The organism is Streptomyces sp. NPDC091289 (genome assembly GCF_044757365.1).
GTDB lineage: Bacteria > Actinomycetota > Actinomycetes > Streptomycetales > Streptomycetaceae > Streptomyces.
Genome location: NZ_JBIVUT010000005.1, coordinates 197,896 through 221,725 on the forward strand (window position 1 = coordinate 197,896; position 23,830 = coordinate 221,725).

Genomic DNA, 23,830 nt, shown 5'->3' on the forward strand with positions numbered 1-23,830 from the left:
TGGGCCGACTCAGATATGAGTGAAGAGCCGGGCGCAGGAGTCCCGGTGGTGGGCGAGGTCGTCGCCCAGGTAGTCGCGCAGCTCGGTGAGCACCGCGGCGAAGCCGGCCTCGGAGCCCGCTTCGACGACTCCGGCGAGCCGGTGGAGGCTTTCGGCGAGCGCCTTGCGCGCCGCCGGGGCCTCGGGATTGGCGGCCTGCACATCCCAGTAGACCTCCGGGGTTCCGGAGGCGATCCGGGCGAGCAGGGCCAGCAGGGTGTTCATGGGCGGCGGGGCGATCTCACGCAGGCCGACGGCGGGGACGCCGAGTCCTGCGAGGGCCAGCCCGAAGCCGAGGACGGCGGCATGGGGCAGCACCTGTGCGGCGCCGACCAGCCGGTCGTGCTCTGCCGCGCCGACCCGTACGACAGGGGAGCCCCAGTCCTCGACGAGCGACAGGAACTCCGCCACGCGCGGGCCGTCGTTGACCGTGACGGCCACCACGGGCCGCCCCGGGAAGCCGAGGGAGGGCGCGAACATGGGGTTCACGCTGACGGCTTGGACCCCCGGCGCGTGGGTGCGGACGGCTTCGGCGATGGGTTGTTTGACGGACAGGGTGTCCACGAGCAGAGTGTCGGACCGCAATGCGCCGGCCAGCCCGGGGACCGCCACCAGGGCCACCGCGTCCGGCAGGGCGAGGACGACGACGTCGGCCCGTGCCAGCTCGGCGGCGAAGCCCGGGCCGACGGCCGTGGCATCCCCGCGAATCCGCCGGACCCGCTCGTCGGACGACGTGGCGGCGGCACGGTCCACGACGGTGACCGCCACACCCGCCTCCAGGAGCCGTCCGGTGAACAGAGTGCCGACCGCACCCGCCCCGCCGATGACGACAGCACGCCGGATCACCGGTCGCCTCCCCGCCCGTCCGGGAGCGTTGCGGAGGTCAGCGCCGTCGCGAGGACCGCGGTCACCACCGCCCGGGACTTCACGACCGTCTCCTCGAACTCCTCCTCGGGGTCCGACAGGGCGATGATCGCGCCGCCGACACCGAAGCTGAGCTGGTCCTCGGTGGCGACCAGGGTGCGGATGACGATGTTGAGGTCCGTCGCGCCGCTGAGCGAGAACCAGCCGATCGACCCGGAGTAGACCCCGCGCGGCCCCTCTTCGAGCCGGTCGATGATCTCCGTCGTACGCAGTTTGGGGGCACCGGTCATGGACCCGCCGGGGAATGCCGCACGGACGCAGGAGACCGCCGACTCCTCGGGCCGCAGGGTGCCACGGATCGTGGACACCAGCTGGTGAACGGGCGCGTAGGTCTCGACGTCGAAGAGCCGCGGCACATGCACCGAGCCGACCTCGCAGACCGTGTTGAGGTCGTTGCGGATCAGGTCCACGATCATCAGGTTCTCGGCGCGGTCCTTCTCATGGCCGAGGAGGTCCTGGCGCAGTGCCTCGTCCTCGGCGGGCGTCGCGCCCCGGGGCCGGGTGCCCTTGATCGGCTTGGACTCGGCGACCCCGTCCGTACCCACGGTGAGGAACCGCTCGGGCGAGGCGCTGAGGACCGCCACCCCCGGGTAGTCGAGCAGCGCCCCGTAAGGGACGGGGCTGATGCGGCGCAGTCGGGAGTAGGTGCTCAAAGGGTCGATCCGGGCCTTGAGCGTGACCGAGTTGGTCAGGCACACCTCGTACGTCTCGCCCTGCCGGATCTCCTCCAGGCTCTCGGCGATCCGCTCCAGGTAGGCGTCCTTGCCGTGGCGCAGCACGGCGGTTCCCTCGGCGGCGGGATCGGTCATGCCCACGCCGTCGAACGGCAGTGGATCGGGCTCCGCGGCCTGCGGCAGGCGCAGCAGCCGGCCCTCGGTCTCCGCCATCCACCGCCGGGCCTCGGTGTCGTCGCCCTGGGAGAGCGCGAGGAGGTAGCTGTCGCCCTGGACGTGGTCGACAACGAGCATCCGGTCCGCGAACAGGAAGGCGGCGTCGGGGGTTTCGGACTTGTGCACGGCGCCGCAGCCGGTCTCGGCCTTCATCTCGTACCCGAGGAAGCCGACATAGCCGAGGTTGAACTCGAAGGGCAGGCCTTCGGGGACCGGCACCTCACGCGCCCTCAGCTGCGCGTCGAGGTAGTCGAAGAAGCTCTGCCCGACGATCTCCTCGCCCCGGCCGGCCCGGCCCGGGGCAATGATCGTGACGACGCCGTCGCTGATCCGGTAGGTGACGTACTCGGCCAGCGGGCCGGAGCCGTCGCCGAGGAAGGAGAACCGGGACAGGCCCTCGACGACGTTCGAGCTGTCCAGCCAGAAGCTGTGGTCGTCGGCGGCGAAGAGCTCACGGTAGGCGGCCTCCGTGTCGGGCCGCACGGCGACCTTGCGTACGTGCACGGTGCGGACGGGCTTCCGCTCCCGGCCGTGAGCGAGCGCCAGGTCCCGGAAGTTGGCGAGCAGTTCGCGGCCGTACTGGCTGCTGATGGACTCGGGGTGGAACTGCACGCCCCAGATGGGACGGGTGCGGTGCCGCACCCCCATGACGACGCCGTCCTCAATGCGGGCGGTGATCTCCAGCTCGTCGGGGACCTCGGTGGCGGCCAGCGAGTGGTAGCGCACCACCTCGAACGGGGAGGGCAGGCCCGCGAAGACGCCTTCACCCGTGTGGTGCACCTGGGAGACCCTGCCGTGGACCGGCTCAGGAGCGAGTCCGACCCGGCCCCCGAAGAGATGGGTGATGCCCTGGTGACCGAGGCAGACCCCGAGCACCGGCAGCCCGCTGTCCAGGATGGCCCGGGCGCTGATCCCGAAGTCACGCTCCCGGTCGGGCCGACCGGGGCCGGGCGAGATGACGACCGCGTCGAATTCCTCGAAGCGGAGGTCCGACCAGTCGGCTCCGTTGCGGACGACCACCGGCGGGCGGCCGTTCACCTCGCCGAGAAGTTGGTAAAGGTTATAGGTGAAGGAGTCGTAGTTGTCGATCAGCAGGGTTCTCATACGGGGTCCCCAATGATGAGATCCTCGACACGACAGGTCTCCTCGATGATCAGCTCGTACAGCCGCCGGAGGAATTCCTGATCGATCCCGTGCTGATCGCCGAACCGGGCTGCACGCGCTTGGACAATACCGATGCGATGCGGCTGCATCATCGGAACATTGCGCTCTCGCTTGAAGTGACCGATCTCCACGCACAGTTCGATACGATTACGCAGCTCCTGAAGGAGGCGCTCGTCGATCGCGTCGAGCTGCGCCCGCAAGTCTTCGATCGTCGCTTCTGACGCCGGGTGTCTCTCCAGCATGATTGGGCCCTCTCCCCGGATATTCCGCTCCCCTGAATCCTGCCCGGGCACCCAGCCGATCCGCCACGACTTTCATGGCTCGGGTCACCGCACTGCACATAATTCAGGGGTTGAGATACAGATGCAAAAGGGTACAAATCGACGCAGGAGTCGAGGGCCAGAGATCGAATATCGAGCCGGCCGCAAGCGTCGGCCCGGGCGTCCGGCCCATCAACATCCGCCCGGTTGCCAAATGCAGATTCCTGATCGCATACTCTCCAGCATTACGGCAGCGGGCAGACGTATGGCCATGGGGGGAAACACGATGGAAGACCCGATTATCGTGGAGAGATGCCTGACGGACCTGCTGATCGAACAGGCAAGGAAACGGCCGGACGACATCGCCGTCCGGCACGGGGACGACAGCCTGACGTACCGCGAACTGGTCGCCGACAGCGTTGATCTGGCCCACCATCTCAGACATCTCGGGGCGGAGCGGGACAGCCGCGTGGGCGTCCTGGTCGACCCCTCACTCGATCTCGCGGTAGGCACCTGGGGTGTTCTTTTCGCCGGATCCGCTTATCTTCCGCTGTCGCCCGATTATCCGGATGAACGCCTTCGGTACATGCTGGAGGACGCCGGAGTCACGGTCGTCTTCTGTCAGGAGTCACTGCGGAGCCGTCTTGAGGACCTGGCTCCCCCGCACGTGAAGATCACCACACCGGAAAATGCGGCGGAATACCGGAAGGCCAACTTCGGCGAAACGCAGAGCGACCCTCTCGAGAACCCCGATCCACGAAGCATCGCCTACATCATCTACACCTCGGGATCCACCGGAAAACCCAAGGGTGTGATGATCGAGCACCGCAGCATCGTGCACCAGATGAACTGGCTCCGGCACACCTACCACCTCGACTCCACGAGCGTCGTACTCCAGAAGACCCCGATGAGTTTCGACGCGGCACAGTGGGAGTTCCTGGCCTCTTCCTGCGGCAGCACAGTCATTTTTGGGGCACCGGGAATCCACCGCGATCCGCATCTGCTCATCCAGACTGTGATCCGCGAACAGATCACCACGGTCCAGTGCGTCCCCACTTTGCTGCAAGCACTCGTCGAAACCGACGAACTGCACCGATGTCTCTCTCTGACACATATATTCAGCGGCGGCGAAGCCCTCTCCCGTAATCTCGCACGGCAGTGCACGGAAATCCTGCCGGACTGTACCGTCGTCAATGTCTACGGACCGACCGAGTGCACCATCAACACCTCGGCCCACACCGTCGATCCGGCGGCTCTCGGCGACGGCCCGCTGTCCGTTCCCATCGGCACCCCCGTGGCCGGGCTGCGACACCACGTCCTGGACGCTCACCGCCGGCCCCTGAAGCCCGGCGAGACGGGCGAGCTGTACATCAGCGGCATCCAGCTGGCCCGCGGGTACCTGCACCGCCCGGACCTCACGGCGGACCGCTTCGTGACCAGCCCTTTCGGGGATCCCGCCCCCCACGACCGGCTCTACCGCACGGGTGATCTGGCGTACTGGAACCCGGACGGCACTCTGCAGTTCGCGGGACGGGCGGACAACCAGGTCAAGCTGCGCGGCTTCCGCATCGAACTGGACGAGATACGCCTGGCCATCGAGGCCCACGACTGGGTGAAGAACGCGGCGGTCCTGGTGCGCGACGACCCGCACACCGGCTTCCAGAACCTCGTCGTCTGCATCGAACTCAGTCCCCGTGAAGCCGCGTTGATGGACCAGGGCAACCACGACACCCATCATCTGTCGAAGGAGTCCAAGCTCCAGGTCAGGGCCCAGCTGTCGAGCCCCGGCGTCCGGGATCTCACGGAGTCGGCCGGGGCGGCGGTCAGCCTGCCCGGCGCCACGGCCACGCCGCAGCAGCGTCGCCGTGCGTTCGCCCGGAAGACGTACCGCTTCTACGACGGCAAACACGTCGGCTCCCCGGACCTGCTGGCGGCCCTGGGACGCCGCGCGGAGGGCGCCTCACCGCGCTCCCCCGAAGAGATCACGCTCGACGAACTCGGTGAACTGCTGCGCAACTTCGGCCAGTTCCACAGCCAGGAGCGGCTGCTGCCGAAGTACGCCTACGCATCGCCCGGATCGCTCTACGCGGTGCAGCTCCACCTGGAGATCGCGGGGATCGACGGCCTTCGCCCGGGGTCCTATTACTACCACCCGGTCCACCACGAGCTGTATCCGATCGAGGAAGCCGGGGCCGAGGCCGGGGCACCGTCCGGGGTCCGCCTGCACTTCATCGGCCGCAGACGGGCGATCGAGCCGGTCTACCGGAACAACATCCGTGAAGTCCTGGAGATCGAAGCCGGCCACATGGTCGGGCTGTTCGACGAACTTCTGCCGGCCTACGGCCTCGCTGCCGTCCCCGCACCCCACGATCCCGGCCGGCGGGAGCAGCTGAAGTGCGCGCCCGACGACTACTACCTGGGCAGCTTCGCCCTGGCTCCCCGGGACACGGAACCCGGTCCCCGGGAGCGGGACATGGCCGATATCTATGTCCAGTTCCACCCGGGCAGCGGGGCCGGCCTTCCCGCCGGCCAGTACCTGTACGTGGACGGACGGCTGGAGCGGGTCTCCGACGAGCTGATTCTCAAACGCCATGTCATCGCCATCAACCAGGCGGTGTACGAGCGGGCCCGGTTCGGCATCACGATCGTCAGCCGGACCGATCAGGAGCACCGCAGCTATCTGGACCTGGGCCGAAGGCTCCAGCACCTGATGCTGAACACGGGCAACCTCGGGTTCATGTCGTCCGGTTACAGCTCACGTACCGGCAACGACCTTCCGGCCGCCCGGCGGATGACCGGCATCCTCCGCGACGCCGGCCGGCCTGCCGGCCCGTCGTACTTCTCCGTCGGCGGCGCGGTGAACGACGAACAGCTCGCCCACGAGGGCATGAACGAGGACACCGTCCATATGAAGGGTCCGGCGGAACTGGTCAAGGAGGACCTGGCGGCTCTCCTGCCCGAGTTCATGCTGCCCAACAGGATCCTGGTCATGGACCGGCTGCCGCACACCGCCAACGGCAAGATCGACCACAAGGCCCTGGAAGCACACGTCGACCGGACCGCCAGCTCGGGCAGCCGCCGGGTCGTCCCCCCACGCACGAAGACCGAATCGAGAATCTGCGACCTGTGGAAGGCGGCGATGAAACGCGATGTCGTCTCCGTCCAGGACGACTTCTTCGCATGCGGGGGCAACTCTCTGATCGCGGTCGCCCTGGTGCACCGGATCAACCGCGCGTTCGGCCGCTCCCTCCCCCTCCAGGTGATCTTCGAATCGCCGACCGTGGAACAGCTGGCCGTACGCGTCGACGGCCCGGGCAGCGCGGCGTCGTCCCGGCTGATCCCGCTGGGCACCGAAGGCTCCGCCCCGCCGGTCTTCTGCTGGCCCGGGCTCGGCGGCTACGCGATGAACCTCCGCCTGCTGGCGGACCGGACCGCCGGGGACCGCCCGTTCCACGGCATCCAGTCCCACGGCATCAACAGCGGCGAGACGCCGTACTCCAGCATCGAGGAGATGGCCCGGGCCGATATCGAGGAACTGCGCCGGGTCCAGCCCAACGGTCCCTACAGCCTGTGGGGTTACTCCTTCGGCTCCCGCGTCGCCTTCGAGGCGGCCCGGCAGCTGGAGCGGTCGGGCGCCCAGGTGGACCACCTGTTCCTGCTGGCGCCGGGGTCGCCGCGCCTCCCCGGCGGGAACACCCGGCCCCGGGCCGACGCCGACTTCACTTCCCCGGACTTCGTCACCCTCCTCTTCTCCGTCTTCGCCGCCACCACCAGCGGCCCGCTCCTGGACGCCTGTCTGCGGGCCACCCACGACGCGCAGAGCTTCACGGAGTTCGTGATCCGCCGGTTTCCGCAGCTCGACGCGGGGCTGATCCGCCGGGTGATCGCGGTGGTGTGCCTCACCCACGGCTTCCCGGACGACCTCACCGGTCCCGGCCGGCGCCGTCTGCGAGCGCCCGTGACGATCTTCAAGGCCCGTGGCGACACACCCTCCTTCATCGAGCGCGATCCCGCCCATGTGTCCGCCGCTCCCGTAGTGGTCCGCCTGGAGGCGGACCACTACGAGGTGCTCCGGGACCCGGGCATCGACGAACTCGCCAGGGCCGTCCTCAGCGAGACCACCCGACAGACAAGGAACTGATATGCCGCACGTGTCCATCAAGCACTTCCCGAAGTCCCTCGCACCTGACCAGCAGGCCCGGCTCGCCGAGGCGCTGACGGTGGCGGTCCAGGAAGCCTTCGCCTGCGACGAAGGTGCTGTCTCCATCGCTCTCCAGCCCGTCGCTCCCGAACTCTGGGACGAACAGGTCTACCGCCCCGAGATCACGGACGGCCGGGACGCCTTGATCAAGACACCCGTCTACTGACCCGGGGCGGCGTCAGAGGTACGCGGCGTACGTGTCCAACGTCCTCAGGACCTCCGCCTCGTCCGCCGGGGGCAGCTGGAGCACGACCTCCTCGATGCCCAGCTCCGCGTAGTGGGCGAGCTTCCCGGGGCTGGGCAGGACCGCGTACGGCACCACCTGGAGATCCTTCGGGTCGCGCCCGGCCTCCTCCCAGGCCGCCCGCAGCTTCGGCAGGGACTCGGTGAGGCCTCCGCCGCCGATGGGCAGCCAGCCGTCCGCGTACTCCGCGATGTGCGCGAACAGCTTCGGGCCCGCCCCGCCGCCGATCAGGGTGCGCGGGCCGTTGACCGGGCCCCGGGGCCGCTGGGCCGGCTTCGGGTGCGCCTCGCTCGCCTGCACCGACCCGAACTCGCCCTCGTAACCGGTCGGTTCGTCCGCCCACAGCGCCCGCATCAGGGCCATTCGGTCCCGCCCCAGGTCCCGGCGCGTCGCCCACTCCACCCCGTGGTCGGCCGCCTCCTCGACGTTCCAGCCGTAGCCGATGCCGAGGGTGAACCGGCCGCCGGAGAGGTGGTCCAGGGTGGCCGCCTGCTTGGCCAGGTCGATCGGGTCGTGCTGGGCGACCAGCGTGATGCCGGTTCCCAGCGTGAGGCGCTCGGTGACGGCGGCGGCCTGGCCGAGGGCGACGAAGGGGTCCAGCGTGCGGCCGTACTCGCGGGGCAGCTCACCGCCCATCGGGTACGGCGTGCGCCGGCTCACCGGGATATGCGTGTGCTCGGGCAGATACAGCCCGGCGAACCCCCGCCGCTCCAGCTCGCGGGCGAGCCTGACCGGGGTCACCGTCTCGTCGGTGAGGAAGATCGTTGTGGCGATCCGCATCGAGAACACCTCCGTGGTCGTCGGCCGGTACGTCGCCGGCCGGTACGTCGCCGGTCCGCACGCAGTCCTTCAGTACGTCGTCTTCAGTACGTCGTCTTCAGTACGTCGTCCTTCAGTACGTCGTCCTTCAGTACGTCGTCCTTCAGTACGTCGTCCGTGCGAAGCGCCAACGTAAGCCGTACGTCGATGAAATCCGAGACCGTGACAGCCATGAACAGCGACCGCGAACCGAATGCCCAGAAACCGCCCCCGGCCCCGGCCCCGCTTCCGCCCTCGCCCCCGATCGCCCGGCGCAGCCTGCTCGCCGGGACCGCCGCGACGGGCTTAACGTTGGCCACCGTGAGCTTCGCCCACGCCGGGGACCGCACCGGATCCGGGCCCGGCGGCCCCCACCGCACCCGGACCGTGCGCGGGACGCTGCCCGCCGGGTCTCCCGACTATGTGTACCTGCCGGTCGACGTGCCGGACGGGGTGGCCGAGTTCGCCGTCTCGTACTCCTACGGCAAGCCGCCCGTGCCGCCCGGCGTCCAGGGCAACGCCCTCGACATCGGCCTCTTCGACGAACGCGGTACGGAGCTCGGCGGGCGGGGCTTCCGCGGCTGGTCCGGCGGGGCCCGCACCTCGTTCTTCGTCCGGGGCGACACCGCGACACCCGGCTATCTCCCCGGCCCCGTACGCCCCGGGACCTGGCACATCGCCCTGGCCCCCTACACCGTGGCCCCCGAGGGGCTGCCGTACGAGGTGACCGTCACGCTGCGCTTCGGGGAGGGCGCCCGCACCCCCGCGCCCGTCTATCCGCCCGAGCGGGCGAAGGGGCGCGGCCGGGCCTGGTACCGGGGCGACTGCCACGTCCACTCCACGCACTCCGACGGGCGGCGCACCCCGGCCGAGGTCGCCGCCGCGGCGCGGGCCGCCGGGCTCGACTTCATCAACAGCAGCGAGCACAACACCACCTCCGCGCACGCCGCGTGGGAGGGGCTGTGGGGTGACGACCTGCTGATCCTGACCGGCGAGGAGGTCACCACCCGCAACGGGCACGTGCTGGCCATCGGCACCGATCCGGGTGTCTTCGTCGACTGGCGCTACCGGGCCCGCGACGACCGCTTCGGCCGGTACGCGCGACAGGTGCGCCGGGCCGGCGGGCTCGTCGTGCCCGCCCATCCGCACGCCACCTGCATCGGCTGCAACTGGAAGTTCGGCCTCGCGGACGCGGACGCGGTCGAGGTGTGGAACGGGCCCTGGACCCCGGACGACGAGATCGCCCTCGCGGAGTGGGACAACACGCTGGTGGCCTCCGTACGGGACCGGGGCCCGGACCCGGGGTCGGGGCAGGGGTCGGGGTCGGGGCAGGGGGCACGGTCCCGGCGCTGGCTCCCCGCGATGGGCAACAGCGACGCCCACCGCGAGCCGGACCGCGTGGGCCACCCGCAGACCGTCGTCCTGGCCGACGCGCTGTCGCGGCAGGCGGTCCTCGCCGGCATCCGGGCCGGGCGCTCCTACCTCGCCGAGTCCGCCGATCTGTCCCTCTCCTTCGGCGCGACGGACGGGCGGGGCCGGTACGCGGGCATCGGCGAGCGGCTGCGGGCGGCCGCGGACGCCCCCGTGACCGTGCGGCTGGAGGTGACGGGCGCACCCGCCGACGGCACCGTGCGGCTGGTCACCGATCAGGGGACCCTGCTGACCACCTCGCTGCCCGCCTCGGGCACGGGCGTGGTGGAGTGGCGTACGACTCCCGCCCACGCCGCCTACGTCCGTGCCGAGGTCCGGCATGCTCCGGCCGTTCCGGGGCCTCCGGAGCTGCCGGGTGCGTTCGCGGCGCTCACCAACCCGGTCTTCCTCGACACGGAGGCCGGTACACCGGGCTGAGAAGCGGGAAGGGACGATGCAGGCGTAACGGAGGCCGGGTGGACCGGACGGAGAGGAACTGCGATGGAACCGGGTTCGGGATCGGGACCGGGGCTGGGGTACTTCCTGTTGCCTGCGGGCGGCGCGCTGAGCCTGACCGGGGTCATCACCGGCAACGCCACGCTGATCAGCCTGAGCTGGATCATGTGGGTGCTCGGGATCCTGCTGCTGTTCCGGAACCGTTCCCGCCGCGCCGTCGATCCACGGGTACTCGCGGCGGCGGCTGCCGCAGGGGACGCCCGGGCGGTACGGAAGCTGCGCGCACTCGCCCTGGCCGCGCGCGCCGAGGGGCGTCCCGACGCCGCCGAGCGGCTGCTGCGGCAGGCGGTACAGGCCGGCGACGTGGAGTCGATGTGGGAGCTGGGCCGCCTGGTCGAGCAGCGCGAGGGCCTGGCGGAGGCGGAACCGTGGTTCCGGATGGCGGCGGAGGGCGGGCACGCGGTGGCCAAGCGGCTGTTCCGGCCGGGCGGCGCGCTGCACCCGGACGGGGCGGACCCGGCGCCGTAACCCATAGGCCCGTCCGCATGCGCATGCGCGGACGCATACGGGCGGACGGAGACGGGCAGTCCCACCCCCGTGGGGCCCGCCCGTCTCCGTCCGCCCGTTTCCGTCCGCCCGGGTCGACGCCTACGCGAGTCCCAGCGCGGCTTCTCTCGTCAGGAACGCGAGCCGGGCCGTCTTCTCCGGCTTCACGATCTCCGGCCCCAGCTCGAAGCCGACCCGGACCATCCGGGCGAGGGCTCTCTCGTTGCGGGCGTCGGGCTCCACGACGACCCGCAGGTGGGCCGGGTCGCTGAAGACGAAGCCGATGAACGCGGTGAGGAGAGCGTCCGTGTATCCCTTCACCGCCGCTTCGCCCTCGGCGGGCGCGATCAGCAGGTGGATGCCGAAGTCGCCGGGCCGGACGTCGTAGCACTCGCCGACCGGGTCGGCGTCCGGCTCGTACGTCTGGAAGAGCGCGGCCGGGGCCCCGTCGCGGAGCGCGAGGTAGGCGTGGTGGGTGGGGAGTGAGTCGACGAACTCGTAGATCTCCAGGACCTGTTCGCGGGTGTGGTCGCCCATGCCCCAGAAGCGGGCCCGCTCCTCGGTGACCCAGCCGTGCAGCAGGTCGGCGTCGGCCGCCGGGACGACCGGGACCAGGCGGACCACTCCGAAGCCCTCCACCTTCTGCTCGTGAACGGCGGCGCGGAGGGCGGGGGCTGCGGTCATGGCGGCGTTCTCCTCGGGGTGGTGCGACGTGCCGTGGTGCTTCGTGCCGTGGCGCTTCGTGCGGTGCAGCAGGTTCCAGTCGGTGACCACCGGGGCGAGTGCTCCCCGCGCCCACAGGGACGTCTGGTCGCGGTGGTGGGCGGATCCGGGGACTCCGGACGCACCGAACGGGACCACCCACCGGCTGTTCTCACGGCGGGCCAGGTCCCAGACGTAACGGGCGGCCGGGCCACGGGCGAACAGGTCGGTGACGCCAGGGACGCTGGAGGTGGACAGCACGCAGTCGTGGTCGCCCGCGAGCCCCGGCCGGATCGCGTCCTCGTCGGGTGCGGAGCCCGGCAGGGCCTGCCAGGGGGACAGCCGGTGCAGTTCGCCCCACGGGCCCGGCGGAGACTCCTCGGCCGCCGCGGCGACCGCCTCGGCCGAGGCCGCGACCACCGCCAACCGGTCCTCGTACGGCAGGAGTCCGACGGAGAGCAGGCTCTCCAGGGCATAGCCGATCCGGGGGACGGCGGCGAGCCAGGGGCGGAAGAGCGCCGGGTAGGCGGTCGAGCGCCAGGGGTCGGCGTCGCCCGTGACGGGCCGCAGGGCGGGGTGGCCGGCCAGCCGGTGGACGACGTCGGTGCGCAGGCGGGCGTAGAGGGTCGCGTCGGTGCTGTCCGCGTCCATGTGGCGGTCCCAGCGCAGCAGCCGGTCCCGGAGGCGTTCGGCGGCGGGCCCGAGGTCGGGGGCCCAGGCCAGCAGGGAGAGCAGCGGGCGGGACGAGGCGAGGCGGGTGTCGGTGTGGACGGCGGCCTGGGCCTCGGGGGTCCAGTCGGTGCGCGCGTCGAGCAACTCCCGTATCCGGCGGGCCCGGTGCGGGGGCGCGAACTCGACGCCGAGCGGGGTGGCGAGGCCGCGCTCATTGGCCATCACGGCGATCCCGCCGGGGCCGTCCACGTCGGTACGGGGCAGGGGGACGGCCTCGCCCTCGCGCCAGGCGTACGCGGGATCCTCGGCCGGGACGACCCGCAGCCGGTTGACGTACGGGCGCACCGGGACGTGTCCGGCGACCCGGTGCAGGGTGCCTCCGGCGGTGTCGGCGGCCAGGACCACGTTGACGGGCTCGGCCCAGCGGTCGAGGGCGGTGTCGAGGTCGGCGACCGTACGGGCCCGGAGCAGTGCGGGCAGCGCGTCGAAGCCCGACTCGCCGGTGACGCGGGGCGGGTAGCGCAGGCTGATGAAGGGGCGTGCGGTGGGCGCGTCGGACCCGGGATCGTCGCCGATGACCACCGGGCCCCGGTCCGTCTCGATCACCTCGACCGTCTCCGGGTCCGCACCCGCCACCTCGATCGTCTCGGTGTGGGCGTGGGCGCGGTACCAGCCGTCCGGGCCGAGCGCCTCCACCCCGCCGTCCGGGGTGCGGCGCATCCGCTCCCGGTACAGGTCCTGGTAGTCGGCCATGGCGTTGGTGATCGCCCAGGCGACGCCGCCGGTGTGCCCGAAGTGAGCGATGCCGGGGACGCCCGGGACCGCGAGGCCGACGACGTCGAACTCGGGGCAGGCGAGGCGGATCTGCTGGTAGACGCCGGGGTCCTCGATGAAGCGGTGCGGGTCGCCCGCGATCAGGGGCGCTCCGGTGGCGGTGCGGGCGCCGGTGAGCAGCCAGCCGTTGCTGCCGGCCGTGCCGGGGCCGTCGGTGGCGAAGAGCGTCAGGCGCTCCTCGCCGAGTCGGCGGGCGACCTCTTCGCGCCAGAGTTTGGTCGGGAACCCCGCGAACAGGATGTGGGTGGAGAGCCAGACGCCGAGCGGGGTCCAGGGCTCCCAGCGGCCGGGGGCGAGGCCCACCGCGGCGAACTCGGGGGCGAGGGCGGCCCCTTCGGTGAGGCCCTCGTTGACGCCGTCGGCGTACGCGCCGACCCAGGCGGCGGTCTCCGGTGCGAGGCGGTCGAAACAGCGGCGGGCGGTGTCGGCGATCCGGGCCCGCCGGACGAACCGGTCCCAGTCGACGGCGTCCGCGCCGAGGTGGGACGCGGAGGTGCCGAGTATCCGGTGCCGCTCGGTCTCCAGCTGCCAGGCCCGGTCCAGGGCGGTGACGTGGCCCTGGGCGCGGGCCAGCGCGAGGGCGTCGGCGGCCCGCAGGTGCGGGATCCCCCAGTCGTCGCGGAACACCTCGAAGGCGGCCCCCGGCGCCCGGCCCGGTCTCTCGCCCGGTCTCTCGCCCGACTCCTCGTCCGGCCGCGCCCTCGCCTTCGCGCCCGGCCCCTCGTTCGGTCTGTCGCTCGGTCTGTCGCTGTCGACGTCGGCGGTCATCGCTTGCCCATCCCCACTTCCGGTGCTTTTCAGCCACTCCCCAGCCCCCGGAATTTAGGTTAGCCTAACCTAAAGTGACCCTTTGGGCAGTGGGCCCGGGCACCGGGGCGAGGCAGGAGACACCATGGGGCATGGCTGGGAAGGCGTCGTTCTCAAACTGTTCCGGGGGCGTGATTTCACCTTCACGGTGACCGGCACGGAACAGGTCACCGACCGCTTCCGCCGGGTGCACGTGACCGACGGCGGGCTGCTCGCCGCGACCGGCGGGGCCCACCCGACCATGTGGGTGCGGCTGTGGTTCGAGAAGGACGGCAAACCGCATCAGCGGGCCTACACCCTGGTCGACCCGGACCCCGAGGCCGGCACCTTCAGTCTGGAATTCGCCCTGCACGAAGGGGCCGCGTGCACCTGGGCGCGGGAGGCGAAGGCCGGCGACACGATCGACGCGACGCTCCAGGGCACCGGTTTCACCCTGCCCGACCCGGCGCCCTCGCGGCTCTTCGTGATCGGTGACGCGGCGGCGCTGCCCGCGGTCAACTCCCTGCTGGACGCGATCCCTTCGACCCCGGCGACGATCTGGTTCGAGACCGCGCACGAGGAGGACCGGAAACTGCCGTTCCGCCTCGACGAGGCCCACCACACCCTGCACCACGTGGAGCGCCGCGAGGGAGGCGCGCACCTCGTCTCCGAGGTGAAGGCGGCCCTGCCGGAGCTGCTGGGCGAGGACCACTCGGACGCGTACGTCTGGGTCGCCTGCGACACGTCGACGACCCGGACCCTGTCGGCGTACCTCCGCAAGGAGCTGGGCCTGCCCAAGGACCGGGTGAACGCGCTGGGCTACTGGCGGCCGTAGATCCCGGACCGCAGCGACCTGCGCCACCCGTGCGGTCTGCGCTACCCGTGCGGTCTGCGCTACCCGTGCGGTCTGTGCGGTCTGCGCTACCCGTGCGACCTGCGCGACCTGTGCAGCAGGACCCCGCCGATGCCCACCAGGCTAGGGAAGCCGCTCTTCGGCATGGCCACCGTGCCCACCACGCCGACGCCGGCCAGGGCGATGCCCGCGGCGCGCTGGGCCGGGAGGTCGTCGTGCTCCTCCGCCGACCGCAGCAGCCGGCCGCCCAGCCACAGGGTGGGGGCGGCGGCCATGAACCAGAACGCGGCGGCGCGGTCGCCCCGTTCGGGCACGGAGCCGACCACGTGCCGGCCCATGTCGGCGAGCACGTCGCGGTAGATCACCGCACCGATGGCGCCATGGGCGATACCGACCACCTGGAGCCAGCGCCCCGCCGAAGCTTGCTTCATGGCCTCAGCGTACGGGTCCCGCACGGCCCGGCGCCGCACCGGAGTCCTGCCGGAGTCCTGCCGGAGTTCTGCCGGAGACCTCAGTCCTCGACCACGAGGGCCGGGGTCTCCTTCGTCAGGATCTCGCCCCGGAAGAACGCCGGGCTGCGGCGCTCCATCGCGACCATCAGCACCACGCCGAGGAGCAGCAGCCCCACCCCGATGACGAACACCGAGCCGACGCCGAGGACCGAGGAGCCGGAGCCGTACGCCGGGTCCCACATGTCGTAGAGGGTCTTGGCGAAGACGGCGGCGAGCAGGATGCCGCCGACGAGCGGGAAGAGGCCCTTGAAGACCAGGTCCCGGGCGGAGCGGGTCAGTTCGGCGCGGAAGTACCAGGCGCAGGCGAAGGCGGTCAGCGCGTAGTAGAAGCAGATCATGAGGCCGAGCGCGTAGATGGTGTCGATCAGCACGTGCTCGCTGACCAGGGTCATCACGGTGTAGAAGACGCCGGTCCCGATGCCCGCCACGACCGTCGCCCGGCCGGGCGTCTTGAAGCGGGGGTGGACCTTCGCGTACGAGGCCGGCATCGCCTCGTACGTCGACATCGCGAGGACCGTGCGGGCCACCGGGATGAACGTGGTCTGGAGGCTGGCGGCGGCCGAGGCGAGGACGGCGACGAAGAGCAGCACGCCGAGCCCGGAGCCCATGATCGGTCCGGCGAGGGCGGAGAAGACGTTCTCGCCGGTCTCCGGGTTGGCGAGGCCGAGCCCGGTGGTGCCGGAGCCGACGGCCATCTGGGCGGCGACGGCGGTGGCCAGGTAGGCGCCGACCAGGACGACCATGGCGATGAGGGCGGCGCGGCCGGGCGTCTTGTCGCTGCCGGTGGTCTCCTCGTTGGCGGTCAGACAGGTGTCCCAGCCCCAGAACATGAAGATGGAGAGGGAGAGACCGGCGGTGAAGGCCGCGAAGGACTGGACGGCGAACGGGTTCAGCCAGGACCAGGAGAAGTCGAGCGAGGTGGCGAAGTCCGCGCCGCCGCTGCCGGCCTTGTTCAGGGCCATCGTCACGAAGAGTGCCAGCACGGCGAGTTGCAGACCGACCAGGGCGTACTGGATGCCCTTGGTGGCGGTCATGCCCCGGTAGCTGATGGCGGTGGCGGCGGCGATGAGGGCGAGGCAGGTGCCGATGTGGACCAGCTTGTTGTCGTCCAGGGCGGCGACGGAGGGACTGCCCGTGACCTCGCCCGCCAGCAGCCAGAAGAACGAAGTGGCGACGCCCGCCAGGTTGGACAGGACGATGATCGTCGCGATGACCAGGCCCCAGCCGCACATCCAGCCGACGCGCGGGCCGAACGCCTTCACCGTCCAGGTGAAGGAGGTGCCGCAGTCCGGCATGACCTTGTTGAGCTCGCGGTAGGCGAAGGCGACGAGCAGCATCGGCAGGAACCCGGCCAGGAAGACGGCGGGCATCTGCACGCCGACCTCACCGGCGGTGGAGCCGAGGGTCGAGGTCAGGCAGTAGACGGGGGCGACGGTGGAGATGCCGATGACGGCGCTGCCCGTCAGGCCGACGGAGTTCCCGCCGAGCCCCTTGCCGCGTACACGGCCGTCGCGGCCGCCACCGCCGTCGGCCGGGGCGCTTCCCCGTACCGCGTCTCCGGCCTGTGGCCGCGCGTCCAGCTGAGTCATGAGAAGGACGCTATGCGCTGCGATATCCACATCCGGAGCGTGAGACTCCAACGTCTCACCCTTGATTACCCCGACCGATTCTCGATGAACACTTCATCAATTCAAGGCCACATGAGCATGAAGCCTTGCAATGCATGCCGGGCGCGCGAGGGCGGCCACGTACGGTAATCGAAGCACTGTCCGTTTTATGCCGGTTCAAAAATTTCCCGCGCCACCTGGGAACGCCCTCGGCCGGACCGTCAGCCGGGCCAGACGATCGCCTGCGTCTCGCTGTAGGCGTGCAGCGCGTACGAGCCCACGTCCCGCCCCACCCCGCTCTTCTTGAACCCGCCGAAGGGCGCCTCCATGTTCCGGCCGACCGTGTTGACGCCGACCCCGCCCGCGCGCAGCCGGCCGGCGATCCGGAAGGCGCGGGCCACGTCGCCGGACCACACGTAGTCGATGAGGCCGTAGTCGCTGTCGTTGGCCAGCGCCACGGCCTCCTCCTCGTCGTCGAAGGGGACGACCACGACGACCGGCCCGAAGATCTCCTCGCGGACGACCCGCATGTCGTGCGTGCAGTCGGCGAGGAGGGTGGGGGCCACGTAGAACCCCCGGTCCAGGTGGCCGGGCCGGACGCCGCCCGTGACGACCCGCGCCCCTTCCTTACGGCCCAGCTCCACGTACGCCTCGACGCGGTCGCGGTGGGCGGCGGAGATGACCGGGCCGACCACGGTGGCCCGGTCGGAGGGGTCGCCGACGGTGAGCGCGTTCGCGTACGCGGCCAGCTTCGCGATCAGCTCGTCCTGGCGGGACCGGTGGACCAGGACGCGGGTCGGAGCCGTACAGATCTGTCCGCTGTAGAAGGAGAACGTCGTCCCGATGCCCGCGACGGCCGAGTCCAGGTCCGCGTCCTCCATGACGAGCGCGGCGCCTTTGCCGCCCAGCTCCATCAACTGCCGCTTCATCCCGCGCCCGCACACCTCCCCGATGCGCTGCCCGACGGCGGTGGAGCCGGTGAAGCTGACCATGTCGACGTCCGGGGAGTCGACCGCGGCCTCCCCCGCCTCCGCGCCCGAGCCGGTGACGACGTTCACGACGCCCGGCGGAACGCCCGCCTCCGCGAGGGCTGCGGCCATCCGGTAGACGGAGAGCGGGTCCTGCGGGGCGGGCTTCACCACCACCGTGTTGCCCATCGCGAGCGCGGGCGCGATCTTGCCGGCCGGGTTGGCCCAGGGGTTGTTGTACGAGGTGATGCAGGTGACCACGCCGACCGGCCGGCGGACGGCCAGCGCCCCGAAGACCCCGGCCCGGCCCATCGGTCCGGCCTCGTTGATCTGGGGCGCGATGGCGTCCTCGACGGGCTCCAGGGCGCCCTTCGCGTACCGCCGGAAGCGCGCGATGCCCACCCCCACCTGCATGCCCCGGGCGGTGGAGGCGGTGGCTCCGCTCTCCGCGCGGGCGACGTCGGCGTGGGCGAGGAAGTCGCGCTGGACGAGGTCCGCCGCCCGGTCGAGGATCGCGGCGCGCTCCTCGGGGCGGGTGCGCGACCAGGGACCGAAGGCCTCCTCGGCGGCCGCGGCCGCCTCGTACACCTGGGCGCGGCTCGCCTCGGGGGCGAGGCCGACGACCTCCTCGGTGGCGGGGTCGACGATCTCGTAGTGGCCGTCGGCGGGCTCGACCCACTCCCCGCCGATGAACAGCCGCTCAGGTGCGGGGCTCACGCCGTACTCACCGTCCGGGTGTCGCGGCCCGAGCGCAGCACCGTCCCCGGCACCGCCCCCGTCACCTTGTCGTCGCGCAGGGTCTCGACGCCGTTGACGCGTACGGAGACGATCCCGATGGCCTTGGAGTCCAGGCGCGGGCTGTCCCCGGGCAGGTCGTGGACGAGGGTGGCGGGTCCGGCGTCGATGCGCTCGGGGTCGAAGAGGACGAGGTCGGCGTGGAAGCCCTCCTCGATCCGGCCGCGTTCGCGCAGCCCGAAGAGGCGGGCGGGGTCGTCGGTGAGCATCTTGACGGCGGCGGGGAGCGGGACGAGTTTCCGCCCGCGCAGACAGTCGCCGAGGAAGCGGGTGGTGTACGGGGCCCCGCACATCCGGTCCAGGTGCGCGCCCGCGTCGGAGCCGCCGAGCATGACGTCCTCGTGCTCCCAGGTCCGCTGCCGCAGCGCCCAGGAGTCCGGGTCGTTGTCGGTGGGCATCGGCCACAGGACCGTCCGCAGGTCGTCGGCGGCGCAGATCTCGACCAGGCAGTGGAAGGCGTCCTGGCCGCGCTCGGCCGCGATGTCGTTGACGACGCGCCCGCTGAGGCCTTCGTTGGCGGCGCTGTAGGTGTCCCCGATGACATACCGGCCGAAGTTCGCGAGCCGCCGGAAGACCCCGGCCTCCTTGCTGTCGGCGCGGCGCAGCATCTCGGCGCGGGTGCCGGCGTCCCGGAGCCGTTCGATGCGTTCGGGGACGGGGAGGGCAAGGATCTCGCCCCAGCCGGGGATGAGGTTGAGGGCGCAGAAGGTGCCGAGGGACATGTTCATGGGGGTGAGGATCGGCATGGTGAGGGCGACGATCCGGCCCCCGGCCGCGCGGGCACGTTCGCTCGGTATCAACTGGCGCGGTACGCGTTCGGGGACGGCGGCGTCGATGGTGAGGACGTTCCAGTTGAGCGGGCGTCCGGCGGCGGCGGTCATGTCGACGAAGAGGTCGATCTCCTCGTCGGAGAACTGGTCCAGGCACCCGGCGACGATCGCCTCCAGCTGCGTCCCCTCGTGCTCGCCGACCGCCCGGGAGAGGGCGAGCAGCTCCTCGGGGAGGGCGTGCCGGGAGGCGACGGGCTCGCCGTCGCCGTCGGAGTGCGTGGAGGACTGGGTGGTGGAGAGCCCCCAGGCGCCGGCGTCCATGGCGTCGTGGAAGAGGGCGAGCATGGCGTCCATCTGCGCGGGGGTCGGCTGCCCACCGACCGCGTCCGCGCCCATGACGTGCCGCCTCAGGGCGCAGTGCCCGACCATGAACCCGGCGTTGACGGCGATGCGGCCGTCGAGGGCGTCGAGGTACTCGCGGAAGGTCGACCAGGTCCAGTCGACGCCCTCCTCCAGGGCTTTCAGCGCCATGCCCTCGACCCGGGACATCATCCGCCGGGTGTAGTCGGCGTCCTCGGGCCGGTCGGGGTGCAGGGGCGCGAGGGTGAACCCGCAGTTGCCACCCGCGACGGTGGTGACGCCGTGGTTCATGGAGGGGGTGGCGTACGGGTCCCAGAAGAGCTGGGCGTCGTAGTGGGTGTGCGGGTCGACGAACCCGGGGGCGAGGACGAGCCCGTCGGCGTCCTCGCTGGTCACGGCCTCCTCGGTGACCGTCCCCGGCTCGGCGATGACGGCGATCCTGCCGTCGCGGATCCCGACGTCGGCGGTGCGGGCGGGGCCGCCGGTGCCGTCCACGACGGTCGCGCGGCGGATGAGGTGGTCGAGCATGACGGTTCCCTTCCGGTGGGTTCCTTCTTGGGCTCGGTGGGACAGCCGGGGTGCGCACGCTTTGGGCCGCGGTACGCACCCCGGCTCACAGGGCGACGGTCCGGGAAGACGCCGCCCGGCTTATCGGCAGGGGCTTGAAAAGGCGAGTCTTTTCAGCCCCTCCGGCGATTGAGGAGCGGGGCAAATCCAGCCTCGCCGGCGTTTGAGGCGCGGGGCTCGGGGCGGAGCCCCGACGTGTGCCCGAGGAGTTCAGTCCGTGGCGGCGGCCCGGAACCGCGAGGTCCGATGCACGGGATCCGTGTCGATCTGCGGAATCACGTGCTCCCCGATCAGCTTGATCGTGTTCATCGTGTCCTCCGGACTGATCCCGATCGGCAGCCCGAAGCTCAACTGGTCCGCCCCCGCCCGGTCCCACCGCCGGCACTGCTTCAGCACCTCGTCCGGGTCACCGCAGATCATCAGCTCCTCCGCGATGAGCAGCTCGACGATCTCCTCGGTGTACTCCGGCAGCAGCTGCGGCCACTCCGGAATCCCCTCCGGCCGGGGGAACGTGTCGTGGTAGCGGAACAGCAGCGACTGCAGGTAGTTCAGCCCGCCGCCCACCGCGATCTCCACCGCCTTGGCGTGCGTCTCCGCGCAGATCGCGGTGGACGTCACCATCACGTTGTCGTTGACGAACGCCCCCACCGGCTCCGCGTCCTTGACCGCGTTCTTGTAGGACTCGACGACCCACTCCATGTCGGAGACCTTCTGCACGCTGAAGCCCAGCACCCCGAGCCCCTTCTTGCCCGCCATGGCGTACGAGGACGGCGACCCGGCCGCATACCACATGGCCGGGTGGGACTTCCCGTACGGCTTCGGCAGGATCTTGCGCGGCGGCAGCGACCAGTGCTTGCCCTGGAAGCCGACGTACTCGTCCTGGAGCCACATCTTGGGGAACTCGGCGATCGTCTCCTCCCACAGCTCCTTCGTGTGGTTCATGTCGGTGATGCCCGGCATGAACCCGAGGATCTCGTGGCTGCCCGCACCCCGTCCGGTGCCGAACTCGAAGCGTCCCTCGGAGAGATGGTCGAGCATCGCGACCTTCTCCGCGACCTTCACCGGGTGATTGACCGGCGCGAGCGGGTTGAAGATGCCGGAACCGAGGTGGATCCGCTCGGTGGCGTGCGCGAGGTAGCCGAGGTACACGTCGTTGGCGGAGAGGTGCGAGTACTCCTCCAGGAAGTGGTGCTCGGAGGCCCAGGCGTACTTGAAGCCGGACTTGTCCGCCTGGATGACGTACTCGGTCTCCTCGATCAGCGCCTTGTGCTCTGCCTCGGGGTCCACCTTGGCACGCGCGGCGGGCACGTACCCCTGAACAAAGAGCCCGAATTCCACGGAGGTTCACCGTCCTCAAGTTTGCCTGGCAACTTTCTGACGCATCGTCAGATTGTGATGCGACCGACTGTTCCACCGCCACCGCGACCCGTCAATAGCTGACGCTTCGTCAGAAGGGGCTGACCCCGGCCAGCCATCCCCCGTCGATGACGAACGGCTGCCCGGTGATGTACGACGAGTCCGGGCCGGTCAGGAACAGGACCAGCGCGGCGACCTCCTCGGGCCGGCCGATCCGCCCCATCGGCACGAGCTTGCGGTAGTAGGCGTCCAGGGCGGAGCTCGACGCCGCCAGGTCGGCGTCCGCGTCCAGCAGGGCCGGGTTGCTCATCGCGGTGTCGACGGCACCCGGGCAGACGGCGTTGACCCGGATGCCCTTCCCCGCCAGCTCCATGGCGGCGACCTTGGTGAGGCCCAGCACCGCGTGCTTGGTCGCGGCGTACGCGCCGACCAGCGGCATCCCGGTCAGACCGGTGTACGAGGACGTGTTGACGATCGTCCCGCCGCCCGCGGCCTCGATCTCCGGCGCGACGGCCCGGATCCCGAGAAAGCCCCCCGTCAGATTGACCTGGACCACCTGCTGGAACTCCTCCAGCGGGGTGTTGACCAGTTCGTTGAAGCGCAGGATGCCCGCGTTGTTGACGAGCCCGTCGATCTTCCCGAAAGCCTCCTTGGCCACGGCGACGGCGGCGGCCCAGTCGTCCTCGCTCCCCACGTCCAGCCGGACGAACCGGGCGACGTCCGCACCGGGCCCCTCACCGAACTCCTCGCCCAACTCCTTGGCCAGCGCCTCCCCTTGCTCGACCAGCACATCGGCGACGACCACCCGCGCGCCCTCGGCCGCGAAGAGCCGCGCCTCCTGCTCGCCCTGCCCGCGCGCCGCCCCGGTGACGAGGACGACCCGCCCGTCCAGCTTGCCCATAACGCTCTCCCCTACCTGTCGAGATGAGGGGCCACGTCCGCCCCGAACGCCGCCATCTGATCGGTCAGTTCGTCCACGCTCCGGCTGCGGAAGCGCACCTGGATCTGATGCACGCCGATCGCCGCGTACTCCCGCAGCGACTCCGCGAGCACCTCGGGCTTTCCGGCGAGCGTCCGCCGCCCGACGGGCCACCCGGGCTCACCGACGTACAGCGGTTCGGTGATCGCGCCGATGACGATCGGCTGCTCGACGCCCGCCTCCTCCCGCAGGGCGTGCACCCGGGCGATCTGCGCGGGCAGCCGCTCCCGGGAATCGCCCTGCGGCAGCCACCCGTCGCCGCGTACGGCGGCCCGGCGCGTGGCGGCGGGCGACGAGCCGCCCACCCAGACCGGCACCCGTTCCTGGGCGGGCCGGGGCAGCTGCCCGAGCCCGCCGAACGAGAACCGCTCCCCCGCGAACTCCGGGTACTCCTCGGGCCCGAGCGCGGCCCGCAGCGCGTCGATCGACTCGTCCAGCACGGCCCCGCGCCCGTCGAAGTCCGCCCCGACCGCCTCGAACTCCTCCCGTACGTGCCCGGCCCCGACCCCGAGGATCAGCCGCCCGCCGCTGAGGTGGTCGAGGGTGGCGTACTGCTTGGCGGTGACGAGCGGGTGGCGCAGCCCGACGACGGCGACATGGCTCATCAGGAGGACACGGCTCGTCACCCCGGCGAGGAACGAGAGCGTGGCGACGGGGTCGTACCAGACGGTGCTCATGCCGTCCGCGAGCCGCCGCGGGATGGCGACATGGTCACAGCCGGCGATGTAGGCGAAGCCGCCGTCATCGGCGGCGCGGGCTGTGCGGACGAGATCGGCGGGGGTCGCCGCCGCCTCCCAGGACTCCGCGTAGATGACGCTCTGCGACTGGACCGGCAGCTGCATCCCGTACGACAGCGGCCCGCTGGGCAGTATCGGCACGGCGGCCTCCTTCCCCTCAGGCCCGGGACGGTCCCGCCCCGGGTGACGGCCGCCATCGTCGTACCTGACGGGTCATCAGACAAGGGGTGCGGGCATACCCCCGGGCACACCCCGGGGCATACCCCCGGACACGCCGCAGCGACGAGCCGAGCGCTTTCAGGAGCGAGTGAAAGCGGGAAATGGGAGCGCTTCCACGCGGAATTCGACCGCCGCACACACCTTGCCAGAGCCTCCGACTCCCCCTATGTTCACTGGAGAA

At 71.1% G+C, this 23,830-nt stretch carries 18 protein-coding genes; 5 read left to right on the forward strand and 13 right to left on the reverse strand.

Going from position 1 to position 23,830, the window contains the following annotated elements:
• Window positions 1-9: 9 nt before the first annotated feature.
• The 3 genes from ACIQPT_RS08305 to ACIQPT_RS08315 are packed head-to-tail and all read right to left on the reverse strand — an operon-like array spanning window position 10 to window position 3,259.
• Complete coding sequence (locus ACIQPT_RS08305) at window positions 10-885, reverse strand: prephenate dehydrogenase/arogenate dehydrogenase family protein (protein WP_401153852.1); 876 nt, start codon at window positions 883-885, stop codon at window positions 10-12.
• Complete coding sequence (pabB, locus tag ACIQPT_RS08310; protein ID WP_401153855.1) at window positions 882-2,957, reverse strand: aminodeoxychorismate synthase component I; 2,076 nt, start codon at window positions 2,955-2,957, stop codon at window positions 882-884. The genes ACIQPT_RS08305 and pabB overlap by 4 nt, the downstream gene beginning before the upstream one ends.
• A complete protein-coding gene (locus tag ACIQPT_RS08315; protein ID WP_401153858.1) occupies window positions 2,954-3,259 on the reverse strand; it encodes a chorismate mutase family protein in 306 nt (101 codons plus the stop codon). Before ACIQPT_RS08315 ends, pabB begins: the two co-directional genes overlap by 4 nt.
• Window positions 3,260-3,563: 304 nt before the next feature.
• Between ACIQPT_RS08315 and ACIQPT_RS08320 the strand changes: the two genes are divergently transcribed.
• Together ACIQPT_RS08320 and ACIQPT_RS08325 are read left to right on the forward strand one after the other, a co-directional pair.
• Window positions 3,564-7,418: an amino acid adenylation domain-containing protein gene (locus tag ACIQPT_RS08320; RefSeq protein ID WP_401153861.1), complete on the forward strand. Its 3,855-nt coding sequence runs from the start codon at window positions 3,564-3,566 to the stop codon at window positions 7,416-7,418.
• A gap of 1 nt (window position 7,419) precedes the next feature.
• Complete coding sequence (locus tag ACIQPT_RS08325; protein ID WP_401153864.1) at window positions 7,420-7,644, forward strand: tautomerase pptA; 225 nt, start codon at window positions 7,420-7,422, stop codon at window positions 7,642-7,644.
• A 12-nt stretch (window positions 7,645-7,656) separates the two neighbouring features.
• On the opposite strand, the gene ACIQPT_RS08330 is transcribed toward ACIQPT_RS08325, so the two are convergent.
• Together ACIQPT_RS08330 and ACIQPT_RS08335 are read right to left on the reverse strand one after the other, a co-directional pair.
• The gene (locus ACIQPT_RS08330) at window positions 7,657-8,502 is read right to left on the reverse strand and encodes an LLM class F420-dependent oxidoreductase (RefSeq protein ID WP_401153865.1); all 846 of its coding nucleotides are present in this window, start codon (window positions 8,500-8,502) and stop codon (window positions 7,657-7,659) included.
• An 83-nt stretch (window positions 8,503-8,585) separates the two neighbouring features.
• Entirely contained in the window at window positions 8,586-8,840 is a 255-nt protein-coding gene (locus ACIQPT_RS08335; protein ID WP_401153868.1) for a hypothetical protein, read from the reverse strand.
• Between ACIQPT_RS08335 and ACIQPT_RS08340 the strand changes: the two genes are divergently transcribed.
• Window positions 8,833-10,368 (forward strand): CehA/McbA family metallohydrolase, encoded by a 1,536-nt coding sequence (locus ACIQPT_RS08340; protein ID WP_401153871.1) that lies wholly within the window; start codon window positions 8,833-8,835, stop codon window positions 10,366-10,368. The genes ACIQPT_RS08335 and ACIQPT_RS08340 overlap by 8 nt on opposite strands.
• A gap of 63 nt (window positions 10,369-10,431) precedes the next feature.
• Window positions 10,432-10,914 carry a sel1 repeat family protein gene (locus ACIQPT_RS08345; RefSeq protein WP_401153873.1) on the forward strand — a complete coding sequence of 161 codons (483 nt, stop codon included), beginning with the start codon at window positions 10,432-10,434 and terminating at the stop codon, window positions 10,912-10,914.
• 120 nt (window positions 10,915-11,034) lie between these two features.
• On the opposite strand, the gene ACIQPT_RS08350 is transcribed toward ACIQPT_RS08345, so the two are convergent.
• Window positions 11,035-13,908, reverse strand: coding sequence for a GNAT family N-acetyltransferase (locus ACIQPT_RS08350; protein WP_401153875.1), 2,874 nt, complete (start codon window positions 13,906-13,908; stop codon window positions 11,035-11,037).
• A gap of 124 nt (window positions 13,909-14,032) precedes the next feature.
• Between ACIQPT_RS08350 and ACIQPT_RS08355 the strand changes: the two genes are divergently transcribed.
• Window positions 14,033-14,761, forward strand: coding sequence for a siderophore-interacting protein (locus tag ACIQPT_RS08355; protein ID WP_401153877.1), 729 nt, complete (start codon window positions 14,033-14,035; stop codon window positions 14,759-14,761).
• 86 nt (window positions 14,762-14,847) lie between these two features.
• Here the strand turns inward: ACIQPT_RS08355 and ACIQPT_RS08360 are convergent, their stop codons facing one another.
• The 7 genes from ACIQPT_RS08360 to ACIQPT_RS08390 all read right to left on the reverse strand — a co-directional run bounded on the left by ACIQPT_RS08360 (window position 14,848) and on the right by ACIQPT_RS08390 (window position 23,571).
• Complete coding sequence (locus ACIQPT_RS08360; protein WP_401153880.1) at window positions 14,848-15,210, reverse strand: DUF6463 family protein; 363 nt, start codon at window positions 15,208-15,210, stop codon at window positions 14,848-14,850.
• Window positions 15,211-15,290: 80 nt separating this feature from the next.
• The gene (locus ACIQPT_RS08365) at window positions 15,291-16,880 is read right to left on the reverse strand and encodes an APC family permease (RefSeq protein WP_401153881.1); all 1,590 of its coding nucleotides are present in this window, start codon (window positions 16,878-16,880) and stop codon (window positions 15,291-15,293) included.
• A gap of 239 nt (window positions 16,881-17,119) precedes the next feature.
• The gene (locus tag ACIQPT_RS08370) at window positions 17,120-18,583 is read right to left on the reverse strand and encodes an aldehyde dehydrogenase family protein (protein WP_401153884.1); all 1,464 of its coding nucleotides are present in this window, start codon (window positions 18,581-18,583) and stop codon (window positions 17,120-17,122) included.
• A complete protein-coding gene (locus ACIQPT_RS08375) occupies window positions 18,580-20,319 on the reverse strand; it encodes an amidohydrolase family protein (RefSeq protein ID WP_401153886.1) in 1,740 nt (579 codons plus the stop codon). The genes ACIQPT_RS08370 and ACIQPT_RS08375 overlap by 4 nt, the downstream gene beginning before the upstream one ends.
• Window positions 20,320-20,568: 249 nt before the next feature.
• Window positions 20,569-21,696, reverse strand: coding sequence for an LLM class flavin-dependent oxidoreductase (locus tag ACIQPT_RS08380; RefSeq protein ID WP_401153887.1), 1,128 nt, complete (start codon window positions 21,694-21,696; stop codon window positions 20,569-20,571).
• A gap of 109 nt (window positions 21,697-21,805) precedes the next feature.
• Window positions 21,806-22,615 (reverse strand): SDR family NAD(P)-dependent oxidoreductase, encoded by an 810-nt coding sequence (locus ACIQPT_RS08385; RefSeq protein ID WP_401153890.1) that lies wholly within the window; start codon window positions 22,613-22,615, stop codon window positions 21,806-21,808.
• A gap of 11 nt (window positions 22,616-22,626) precedes the next feature.
• A complete protein-coding gene (locus ACIQPT_RS08390) occupies window positions 22,627-23,571 on the reverse strand; it encodes a TIGR03619 family F420-dependent LLM class oxidoreductase (RefSeq protein WP_401153893.1) in 945 nt (314 codons plus the stop codon).
• Window positions 23,572-23,830: the final 259 nt, after the last annotated feature.

Excerpts from the sequence above, each read along its gene's own strand:
- ACIQPT_RS08330 (WP_401153865.1), bottom strand. The coding sequence starts at position 8,502 with ATGCGGATCGCCACAACGATCTTCCTCACCGACGAGACGGTGACCCCG.
- pabB (WP_401153855.1), bottom strand. The coding sequence starts at position 2,957 with ATGAGAACCCTGCTGATCGACAACTACGACTCCTTCACCTATAACCTT.
- ACIQPT_RS08355 (WP_401153877.1), top strand. The coding sequence starts at position 14,033 with ATGGGGCATGGCTGGGAAGGCGTCGTTCTCAAACTGTTCCGGGGGCGT.
- ACIQPT_RS08375 (WP_401153886.1), bottom strand. The coding sequence starts at position 20,319 with ATGCTCGACCACCTCATCCGCCGCGCGACCGTCGTGGACGGCACCGGC.
- ACIQPT_RS08350 (WP_401153875.1), bottom strand. The coding sequence starts at position 13,908 with ATGACCGCCGACGTCGACAGCGACAGACCGAGCGACAGACCGAACGAG.
- ACIQPT_RS08365 (WP_401153881.1), bottom strand. The coding sequence starts at position 16,880 with ATGACTCAGCTGGACGCGCGGCCACAGGCCGGAGACGCGGTACGGGGA.
- ACIQPT_RS08320 (WP_401153861.1), top strand. The coding sequence starts at position 3,564 with ATGGAAGACCCGATTATCGTGGAGAGATGCCTGACGGACCTGCTGATC.
- ACIQPT_RS08315 (WP_401153858.1), bottom strand. The coding sequence starts at position 3,259 with ATGCTGGAGAGACACCCGGCGTCAGAAGCGACGATCGAAGACTTGCGG.
- ACIQPT_RS08385 (WP_401153890.1), bottom strand. The coding sequence starts at position 22,615 with ATGGGCAAGCTGGACGGGCGGGTCGTCCTCGTCACCGGGGCGGCGCGC.
- ACIQPT_RS08345 (WP_401153873.1), top strand. The coding sequence starts at position 10,432 with ATGGAACCGGGTTCGGGATCGGGACCGGGGCTGGGGTACTTCCTGTTG.
- ACIQPT_RS08325 (WP_401153864.1), top strand. The coding sequence starts at position 7,420 with ATGCCGCACGTGTCCATCAAGCACTTCCCGAAGTCCCTCGCACCTGAC.
- ACIQPT_RS08360 (WP_401153880.1), bottom strand. The coding sequence starts at position 15,210 with ATGAAGCAAGCTTCGGCGGGGCGCTGGCTCCAGGTGGTCGGTATCGCC.